At 62.0% G+C, this 9,894-nt stretch carries 7 protein-coding genes; 4 read left to right on the forward strand and 3 right to left on the reverse strand.

Translation table 11 applies throughout. The features are described from left to right. Positions 1-40 precede the first annotated feature (40 nt). The 3 genes from fadA to BN1136_RS16075 all read right to left on the reverse strand — a co-directional run bounded on the left by fadA (position 41) and on the right by BN1136_RS16075 (position 5,525). Positions 41-1,204, reverse strand: a complete 1,164-nt coding sequence (fadA, locus tag BN1136_RS16065) for an acetyl-CoA C-acyltransferase FadA (RefSeq protein ID WP_043763969.1) — start codon at positions 1,202-1,204, stop codon at positions 41-43. A 21-nt stretch (positions 1,205-1,225) separates the two neighbouring features. After that, positions 1,226-3,373: a fatty acid oxidation complex subunit alpha FadB gene (gene fadB / locus BN1136_RS16070; protein ID WP_043763970.1), complete on the reverse strand. Its 2,148-nt coding sequence runs from the start codon at positions 3,371-3,373 to the stop codon at positions 1,226-1,228. 214 nt (positions 3,374-3,587) lie between these two features. Then, positions 3,588-5,525 carry an acetoacetate--CoA ligase gene (locus BN1136_RS16075; protein WP_043763971.1) on the reverse strand — a complete coding sequence of 646 codons (1,938 nt, stop codon included), beginning with the start codon at positions 5,523-5,525 and terminating at the stop codon, positions 3,588-3,590. Between the two features lie 196 nt (positions 5,526-5,721). Here BN1136_RS16075 and pepQ point away from each other — a divergent pair, with 196 nt between their 5' ends. From pepQ to hemG, 4 genes are read left to right on the forward strand one after another with little or no spacing between them, the layout of a single operon-like run. After that, positions 5,722-7,044: a Xaa-Pro dipeptidase gene (pepQ, locus tag BN1136_RS16080; RefSeq protein WP_043763972.1), complete on the forward strand. Its 1,323-nt coding sequence runs from the start codon at positions 5,722-5,724 to the stop codon at positions 7,042-7,044. Next, positions 7,044-7,661 carry a YigZ family protein gene (locus tag BN1136_RS16085; RefSeq protein ID WP_043763973.1) on the forward strand — a complete coding sequence of 206 codons (618 nt, stop codon included), beginning with the start codon at positions 7,044-7,046 and terminating at the stop codon, positions 7,659-7,661. The genes pepQ and BN1136_RS16085 overlap by 1 nt, the downstream gene beginning before the upstream one ends. Before the next feature lie 36 nt (positions 7,662-7,697). After that, complete coding sequence (locus BN1136_RS16090; protein WP_043763974.1) at positions 7,698-9,155, forward strand: TrkH family potassium uptake protein; 1,458 nt, start codon at positions 7,698-7,700, stop codon at positions 9,153-9,155. A gap of 7 nt (positions 9,156-9,162) precedes the next feature. Beyond that, positions 9,163-9,687 carry a menaquinone-dependent protoporphyrinogen IX dehydrogenase gene (gene hemG / locus BN1136_RS16095; protein WP_043763975.1) on the forward strand — a complete coding sequence of 175 codons (525 nt, stop codon included), beginning with the start codon at positions 9,163-9,165 and terminating at the stop codon, positions 9,685-9,687. The last annotated feature ends 207 nt before the right edge of the window (positions 9,688-9,894 follow it).

Here is a 9,894-nt window from a genome sequence, read left to right on the forward strand (position 1 = left end):
CCCGCGTCTGGTGTTCCGACCAATCCGGTCAGAGATGGTGCTACACCCGCTCGAAGACGGTGGCGATGCCCTGACCCAGGCCGATGCACATGGTGGCCACCCCCAGGGTCGCGTCCTTCTCTTCCATCAGATTGATCAGGGTGGTGGAGATGCGGGCGCCGGAGCAGCCGAGCGGGTGGCCTAGGGCGATGGCGCCGCCGTTCAGGTTCACCTTCTCGTCCACCAGGTCTTGCAGACCCAGATCCTTCACGCAGGGCAGGGACTGGGCGGCAAATGCCTCGTTCAGCTCGAACAGATCGATGTCACCGACAGTCAGACCGGCCCGCTTGAGCGCCTTCTGGGTGGCCGGCACCGGGCCGTAACCCATGATGGCGGCGTCGCAGCCGGCGATGGCCATGGCACGAACCTTGGCGCGCGGGGTGAGGCCGAGGGCCTTGGCGCGGTCCGCACTCATCACCAGCATGGCGGCGGCGCCATCGGACAGGGCCGAAGAGGTGCCGGCGGTGACGGTGCCGTTGACCGGGTCGAACACCGGGCGCAGCTGGCTTAAGCCATCGACCGTGGTCTCGGGGCGGATCACCTCGTCATAGTCGTAGAAGAAGCGGGCGCCGCTGGCGTCGTGCCCTTCCAGCCCGACGATCTCCTTGGCGAAACGGCCTTCCACGGTGGCGGCATGGGCACGGCGGTGGGAGCGAGCGGCAAACTCGTCCTGCTGTTGACGGCTGATGCCGTGCAGCTTGCCGAGCATCTCGGCGGTCAGCCCCATCATGCCGGAGGCTTTCGCCACGGATTTCGCCATGCCGGGGTGGAAGTCCACCCCGTGGCTCATGGGCACATGGCCCATGTGCTCGACCCCGCCGATGATGAAGATATCCCCGTCACCCACCTGGATGGCGCGGGAGGCGTCGTGCAGCGCCTGCATGGAGGATCCGCACAGGCGGTTGACGGTCACCGCGCCGACCTGCTTCGGGATGCCAGCCAGCAGGGCGGCGTTGCGGGCGATGTTGAAGCCCTGCTCCAGGGTCTGCTGCACGCAGCCCCAGTAGATATCCTCGATCTCGTTCGGGTCGAGGTTGGGGTTGCGCAGCAGGATGGATTTCATCAGGTGCGCGGACAAGTCTTCTGCACGCACGTTGCGGAAGGCGCCGCCCTTGGACCGGCCCATGGGGGTCCGGATACAGTCGACAATGACTACGTCTTTCATGAATGGATCTCCTTTCCGCAATCAGTAGAAGGTTTTGCCCTGGGCGGCCATCTCGCGCAAGCGGTCGCTGACGCGGTAGAGCGGGCCCAGGTCGGCATACTGGTCGGCCATGGCCACGTAGCGATCCAGACCAATGGTGTCCAGATAGCGGAACACGCCGCCGCGGAAGGGAGGGAAGCCCAGACCGTAGACCAGCGCGATGTCGGCTTCGGCTGGGGTGGCGACTATGCCCTCTTCCAGACAGAGCACCACCTCGTTGATCATGGGGATCATCATGCGGGCGATGATGGCGTCCTTGTCGAAATCCTGTTTCGGCTTGGCGATGGGGGCCAGCAGCTCGTAGCTGGCGGCATCGGCCACCTTCTTCGGCTTGCCCTTCTTGTCGGCCTCGTAGGCGTAGAAGCCCTTGCCATTCTTCTGACCGAAGCGGCTCGCCTCGTACATCACGTCGATGGCGGTACGGCCTTCCTTGCTCATGCGCGCCGGGAAGCCCTGTGCCATCACATCACCGGCATGGTGGCCGGTGTCGATGCCGACCACGTCCAGCAGGTAGGCGGGGCCCATGGGCCAGCCGAACTCCTTCTCCATCACCTTGTCGACGGCGGCGAAGTCGGCGCCGTCGGCGACCAGCTTGTTGAAGCCGAAGAAGTAGGGGAACAGCACGCGGTTCACGAAGAAACCCGGGCAGTCGTTGACCACGACCGGGGACTTGCCCATGGCGGCGGCGTAGGCCACCACGCGGTTGATGGTGTCGTCCGAGGTGTGCTCGCCGCGGATGATCTCTACCAGCGGCATGCGGTGCACGGGGTTGAAGAAGTGCATGCCGCAGAAGTTCTCGGGGCGCTTCAGGCTCTTGGCCAGCAGGGAGATGGGGATGGTGGAGGTGTTGCTGGCAAGCACGGCGTCGTCGCCGATCACGCCTTCCACTTCACTCAGCACGGCCGCCTTCACTTTCGGGTTCTCGACCACGGCCTCGACCACCACGTCCACATGCTTGACGTTGTCATAGCTGAGGGTCGGGGTGATGGCGGAGAGCACCTGGCCCATCTTGATGCCGTCGATGCGACCGCGCTCGAGCTGGCCGTTGAGCAGCTTGGTGGCTTCGCCCATGCCAAGTGCCAGCGCCTTCTCGTTGATGTCCTTCATCACCGCCGGGATGCCCTTGCTGGCAGACTGGTAGGCGATGCCGCCCCCCATGATGCCGGCACCCAGCACGGCGGCATGGCCGGTGGTCTTGTTCGCCTGCTTGGCGGCCTTCTTGGCCAGCGCCTTGATGTGCTGATCGTTAAGGAAGATGCCGACCAGCGCCTTGGCCACGTCGGTTTTCGCCAGCTTGATGAAGGTGGCGGCTTCGGCGGCCAATGCTTCGTCACGGCCCATGCCGGCGGCGGCTTCCACCGTCTTCACGGCGGCCATGGGGGCCGGATAGTGTTTGCCCGCCACGGCGGCAACCATGCCGGCAGCGGTGGTGAAGCTCATCATGGCTTCCAGTTTGGAGAGGCGCAGCGGGGCCTTCTTGGCGGCGCGGCGGCCTTGCCAGTCCAGCTTGCCCTTGACTGCGTCCTTGATCATCTGCACGGCGGCGCTGTGCAGCGCATCCGGGGCGACCACGGCATCGATGGCTCCCACCTTGAGGGCGTCATCGGCACGGTAATCCTTGCCGGTGGTGATCCACTCCAGCGCGTTGTCGGCGCCGATCACCCGCGGCAGACGGACGGTGCCGCCAAAGCCGGGCATGATGCCGAGCTTGGTCTCGGGCAGGCCGATCTTGGCTGTGGTGTCGGCCAGCCGGAAGTCGGTGGAGAGAATGGTCTCGCAGCCGCCGCCCAGGGCGTGGCCCTTGATGGCAGACAGGGTCGGCACCGGCAGATCTTCGATGGCGTTGAAGATGTCGTTGGCCTTTTTCAGCCAGCCGAGCAGATCTTCCTGCGGCAGATCGAACAGTTCCAGGAATTCGGTGATGTCGGCGCCGACGATGAAGGCGTCTTTGCCGGAGGTGAGGATCAGACCTTTTAGTTCACGTTCTTGTTTTAATGCGGCGATCGCTTCGCTCAGGGAGAGCAGGGTAGCGCGATCCAGCTTGTTGACTGAACCCGGGGCATCGAACCTCAGTTCGGCAATGCCGTCTTCGAGGTAGCTGACCGTCAGGGTTTCGCCTTGGTAGATCATGAGAGTGTCTCCTTGTTCCCACATGGTGGGGGGTGGTGCTCCTTTATCCCCAGCAGGGGGCGAGGCTCACTATTGATCCAAAAGGAGACATTTTCAACACCTATTTAAAACATTCGTTTAACACATTTAGAGTAAAAGCCCTTTGCCACGCCGCAGGCCTGTGTGGGCAAAAAAGAGGCGCCTTGTGGCGCCTGTTTCCGATAGAAGGCATGTGTCAGCTGGCCAGCTCTGGCCGATCGCGATACTGGTTCAATACCTCGGGATCGGCGAGGGCGTGGGTGTTGTTGACGGGGCGGTTGTGGACCACTTCCCGCACCGCCAGCTCCACTATCTTGCCGGACTTGGTGCGCGGGATGGCATCCACCTGCAGGATGCGGGCGGGCACGTGACGGGCGGTGCAGTGCTGGCGCACCTGCTGGCGGATGCGCTCGCGCAGGGGCTCGTCCAGCCTGAGACCGGCCTTGAGCTTGACGAACAGCACCACCCGCTCGTCCTGCTGCCACTGCTGGCCGATGACGATGCTCTCCTCCACCTCGTCCAGTTGCTCGACGTAGCGATAGATCTCGCTGGTGCCGATGCGCACGCCCCCCGGGTTGAGGGTGGCGTCGGAGCGGCCGTAGAAGAGGATGCCGCCGGTCGGGGTCAGCTCGATCCAGTCGCCGTGGCACCAGACGTTGTCGAAGCGCTCGAAGTAGGCGGCGTGATACTTGTCACCGCTTTCGTCCCCCCAGAAGCCGATGGGCTGGGCCGGGAAGGGCTTGGTGCAGACCAGCTCGCCCTTTTCACCCTGCACCGGCTGGCCCGCCTCGTTGAAGACCTGGACCGCGAGGCCGAGGCCACGTCCCTGGCTTTCGCCGCGATAGACGGGACTCAAGGGATTGCCGATGACGAAGCAGGAGCAGATGTCGGTGCCGCCGGAGATGGAACTGAGCTGCACATCTTCTTTGATGCCCTGATAGACGTAGTCGAACCCCTCCGGCGACAGCACGGAACCTGTGCTGCAGATCAGCCGCAGCTGCGGCAATGAGTGGGTCTTGATCGGGGCGTAGCCTTGCTTGTGCAGGGCATCGAGATACTTGGCGGAGGTGCCGAACAGGGCGACGCTCTCGTCACGGGCCAGATCCCAGAGTACGTTGCCGTCCGGGTAGAAGGGGGAGCCGTCGTAGAGCACCAGGGTGGCGCCGGAGGCAAGCGCGCTCACCAGCCAGTTCCACATCATCCAGCCGCAGGTGGTGAAGTAGAAGATGCGCTCCCCCGGTTTGATGTCGCAGTGCAGCTGGTGCTCTTTCAGGTGTTGCAGCAGGGTGCCGCCGATGCCGTGGACGATACACTTGGGTTTGCCGGTGGTGCCGGACGAATAGAGGATGTAGAGCGGGTCGTTGAAGGCCATGGGCTCGAAGGCGAGCTGGGCTCCGGGTTGGCTCGCGAGCACCTGATGCCAGTCGTGACCGAGCTGCAATGGGTTGCCCAGCAGGGGGATCATGACCGTCTGCTCTATGCTGTCGATCTGGCTCACCACGCCGGCCACCTTCTCCTGAATGTCGATGGCCTTGCCACCGTAGCGGTAGCCGTCCACGGCAAACAGCACCCTGGGCCGGGTCTGGCCGAAGCGCTCCACCACGCTGGCTTCGCCGAAATCCGGGCTGGTGGAGGTCCAGATCGCCCCCAGGCTGGTGGTCGCCAGCATGGCCACCACAGTTTCCGGGACATTGGGCAGGTAGGCCGCCACCACGTCGCCGCGACCTATGCCCTGGCTGCGCAGCCACTGGGCCAGCCTGGCGACCTGATCCCCCAGCTCGCGCCAGCTCAGGGTCTGGCTCGGGCCCCCTTCGATGCGGGAGATGATGGCAGGGCTATCGTCCTGACGGCGCATCAGGTTTTCGGCGAAGTTGAGTCGGCTGTCCGGGAACCAGCGGGCACGCTGCATCTCCTGGCGGTTCTCCGCCACTATGTTGCCGAGCTCCCCCTTGACGCCGCAATGCTGCCACACCAGGGGCCAGAAGCGGGTGGTCTTCTCCACCGACCATTGATAAAGGTCGGCGTAGCTGCGCAATTGCAGGCCGTGGAAGTGATTGACCTCGGCCATGAACTGATGGAGGTTGGAGTGCTGCATCCTGTCCTGATCCGGTGTCCACAGACAAAGGTTTGGCATGAGTCGTTCCTGACGGCTGGTATCTACTGTCTGTGGGCAGTGTATTGAATTGTTCTTTGTTTGTTAATTGTCTGTTTTCGTTTAATAACAAAAACCCTGTAACCTATGCGTTACCTCACGAAGCGAAGGCCTGGTGGCTCGAGCCTTGATTCGCTTGATGTTATGCTGAACCCACATTCGCCCGGAGCAGGACGCCATGAGCAGTTACAGTCAACTTTTTGCCCAGCATCTCGATACCCTGCAGCAGCGCACCCGCGACATACTGCAACAACAGGGGCTCAGCGGCCTGGCCATCCACTCGGGTCAGACCCACCGCATCTTCCTGGACGATCAGGACTATCCCTTCAAGGTGAATCCCCAGTTCAAGGCCTGGTTGCCGGTGCTCGACAACCCCCACTGCTGGTTGCTGGTGGATGGCGTGAGCAAGCCGGTGCTGCTGTTCTACCGGCCCGTGGACTTCTGGCACAAAGTGGCGGATCTGCCCAACGCCTTCTGGGTCGACTTCTTCGATATCCGCTTCCTGACGAGGCCGGAGCAGGTGGCGGATCACCTACCTGCCAACAAGCAGGAGTGGGCCTATCTGGGAGGGCACCTGGAGGTGGCCGAGCTGCTGGGACTGGGGCAACCCAATCCGGAGGCGATCCTCAACTACCTGCACTATCATCGCGCCTACAAGACCCCCTATGAGCTGGAGTGCCTGCGGGATGCGAACCGCATCGGCGTGCGCGGCCACATCGCGGCCAAGGACTCCTTCATGGCGGGGGCGAGCGAGTTCGAGATCAATCTGGCCTACATGAAGGCGGTCGGGCAGGGGGCCAATGAGGCGCCCTACGGCAACATCGTCGCCATCAACCGCAACGCGGCCATCCTGCACTACACCCACCTCTCCACCCAGCGGGTGCCGGACGCGGAGCGCCACTCCTTCCTGATCGATGCCGGGGTGGACGTCCATGGTTATGCCTCCGACATCACCCGTACCTGGGCCTGGCGTCGGGGCGAGTTTGCCGATCTCATCGCCGCGCTGGATACCCAGCAGCAGGAGATCATCGCGGAGATCAAGCCGGGTCGCCGATACAGCGAACTGCACCTGCAGATGCATCACAGGCTGGCGCGCCTGCTGCAAGCCACCGAGCTGGTGGACATGTCGGTGGACGAGATGATCCACACCGGCGTGACCAATGTCTTCTTCCCCCACGGTCTGGGTCACTTCCTCGGTCTGCAGGTCCACGACGCCGGCGGTTTCATGCAGGACGAGCGCGGCACCCATCTGCCTGCCCCCGAGCAGTTCCCCTATCTGCGTTGCACCCGGGTGATGGAGGTGGGCCAGGTGTTCACTATCGAACCAGGCCTCTACTTCATCGACAGCCTGCTGGAGCCCCTGCGTCAGGGTGAGCAGGGCAAGCGAGTCAACTGGAACAAGGTGGAGGCGCTGCGGCCCTATGGCGGCATCCGCATCGAAGACAACGTGGTGCTGCATGCCAACGGGGTGGAGAACCTGACGAGGCAAGCAGGACTCTGATGGCGGCGGATTACCCCGTACCGGTCGGGCCTGTGGAGGTGAGTGAAGAGATCAAGAAGAGCCGCTTCATCACCTTCATCGCCCACACACCCACAGTACCGGCCGCCAAGGCCTGGATCGATGACATCAGAGCACAACACCCCGGGGCCCGGCATCACTGCTGGGCCTTCGTCGCAGGGGCCCCGCAGGACAGCCAGGTGTACGGCTTCAGCGATGATGGCGAACCCTCGGGCACGGCGGGCAAACCCATGTTGGCCCAGCTGATGGGGGCAGGCCTCGGTGAGGTCACCGCCGTGGTGGTGCGTTATTACGGTGGAGTCCTGCTCGGCACCGGCGGCCTGGTCAAGGCCTACGGCAGTGGCGTGGGGGCGGCACTGAAGCAGCTAGAGACCCGTATCAAGCGCCAGCAGACGGCGTCCCTCATCCAGTGCGACTACACCGACATGGGGGCGGTGGAGGCGCTGATCTCTGCCCATCATGGCCAGTTGCTGGCCGCCGACTATGGCGCCAGCGTCACCCTGCGGGTGGCATGGGAAGCCTCCCTGTGGGCCCAGGTGGCGCGAGAATTGACCGACCGAACCCAGGGTCGGGTATCCCTTCGTCCCTTAGATGGCTAGAATCCATCGCTCTTTGATTCTTGATGGGGAGCAGGAATGCACATCCTGAGCATTATCCGCATTGTTGGCTTGCTGGTGGCGCTGTTCAGCTCGACCATGCTGCTGCCTGCGCTGGTGGCGTTTGGCTATCGGGATGGGGGCGGTTCTGAATTTGTCGGTGCCTTTGTGATTGCTTTGCTGCTCGGGGTGGCACTCTGGTTTCCCAACCGTCACAAGAAGCGGGAGTTGGGTTCCAGGGAGGGGTTTCTCATCGTCGTGCTGTTCTGGACCGTGCTCGGCAGTGTCGGCGCCTTGCCGTTCATGCTGGGTGACGTGCCTGACATGTCGGTTTCAGAGGCATTCTTTGAATCTTTCTCCGGACTGACCACCACGGGCGCAACCGTGCTGACCGGATTGGACGAGCTGCCCAAGGCCTTCCTGTTCTATCGCCAGTTGCTGCAATGGCTGGGGGGCATGGGGATCATCGTACTGGCCGTCGCCATACTGCCACTGCTGGGGATCGGGGGCATGCAGCTCTACCGTGCCGAGATCCCGGGGCCGGTCAAGGACAACAAGGTGACCCCGCGCATCGCGGAGACGGCCAAGGCGCTCTGGTATATCTACTTGTTCATCACCATCGCCTGTGCGCTGGCATTCTGGGGCGCGGGCATGACGCTGTTCGATGCCATCTGCCACTCCTTTGCGACCGTCGCGATCGGCGGTTTCTCGACTCATGATGCCAGCATGGGCTACTTCAACAGCTCGACCATCAACCTCATCACGGTGATCTTCCTGCTGATCGCAGGGGTGAACTTCACCCTGCACTTTGCGGCATTCGCGCAGCGGTCGTTGCGGATCGGGGTCTATCTGCGGGATCCCGAAGTGAAGGTCTTTCTCGCCATCCAGCTTGTGTTGACCTTCATCTGTTTCCTGGTGTTGATGGCACACAGCAACTACGCCAGTTGGAAGGAGACGCTGGATCATGCGCTGTTCCAGTCGGTGTCCATCGCCACGACGGCGGGCTTCAGCACGGCCGGGTTTGCCGAATGGCCGCTGTTTCTGCCAGTGTTGCTGATGTTCTCCTCCTTTGTTGGAGGCTGTGCCGGGAGTACCGGCGGCGGGATCAAGGTGGTGCGTCTGATGCTGTTGCATCTGCAGGGGATGAGGGAGCTCAAGCGTCTGATCCACCCGAAGGCTGTCTATCGCATCAAGCTGGGCAACAAGGCGTTGTCCGAGCGAGTCATCGAGGCCGTGTGGGGCTTCTTTGCCGCCTATGCCATCATCTTCATTCTATGCATGTTGGGGCTGATGGCGACGGGCATGGATGAACTCACGGCATTTTCAGCCGTCGTGGCGACCCTCAATAACCTGGGACCGGGTTTGGGGGAAGTGGCGCCCCACTTTGCTGATACCACTGAAGCCGCCAAATGGATAATGATCTTGGCTATGTTGTTTGGCCGATTGGAAATCTTCACACTTCTGGTACTGTTTACTCCTGCATTCTGGCGTAGTTGAGGTTGGTATGGACAAGATTTTGGTGCTTTATTCTTCTCGCGACGGACAAACGCGGAAAATCGTGGATGTCATGCTGGAGGAAATATCAGGATGCGAAGTAGTCATGCATGATCTGCACAGCCTGCCGATGTGCAATCTCAGCAAATATGCCAAGGTGTTGATCGGCGCCTCTATTCGCTATGGCAACTTCCACCCCAGCCTGTTCAGCTTTATCCATGCTCATGCGGAGCAGCTGGAAGTGGCCAATGCCGCCTTCTTCTGTGTCAACCTGACGGCGCGCAAGCCCGAGAAGCAGACGCCGCAGACCAATGCCTACATGAAGAAGTTCCTGCGTCTCTCCCCCTGGAAGCCGAAGACCCTGGGTGTGTTTGCCGGTGCATTGCAGTATTCCCGCTACAACTGGTGGCAGACCCGCATCATCCAGCTGATCATGAAGATCACCGGGGGGAGCACGGATACCAGCAAGGACCTCGAGTTCACCGACTGGGACAAAGTGCGCAGCTTCGCTCGGGAATTCTGGTCAAAAAAATAGCAGCAATGTGCTGAAACTGGCGTGAGCCCTGCGGATGCAGGGCTTTTTGTTTGATAAATAGACTCTTGAATCGTCAAACGGTAAAAAACGCTAATTTTTGCAATTTTGTGCTTGCCATCCCGGCGCGGCTCCCTATAATGCGCCTCCATCGACAGGGCAAGCGGCAACGCAAACAACCGGGTCGATAGCCTCGAAAAGCCTTTGAAA

This window comes from Aeromonas taiwanensis (assembly GCF_000820165.1).
Lineage (GTDB): Bacteria > Pseudomonadota > Gammaproteobacteria > Enterobacterales > Aeromonadaceae > Aeromonas > Aeromonas taiwanensis.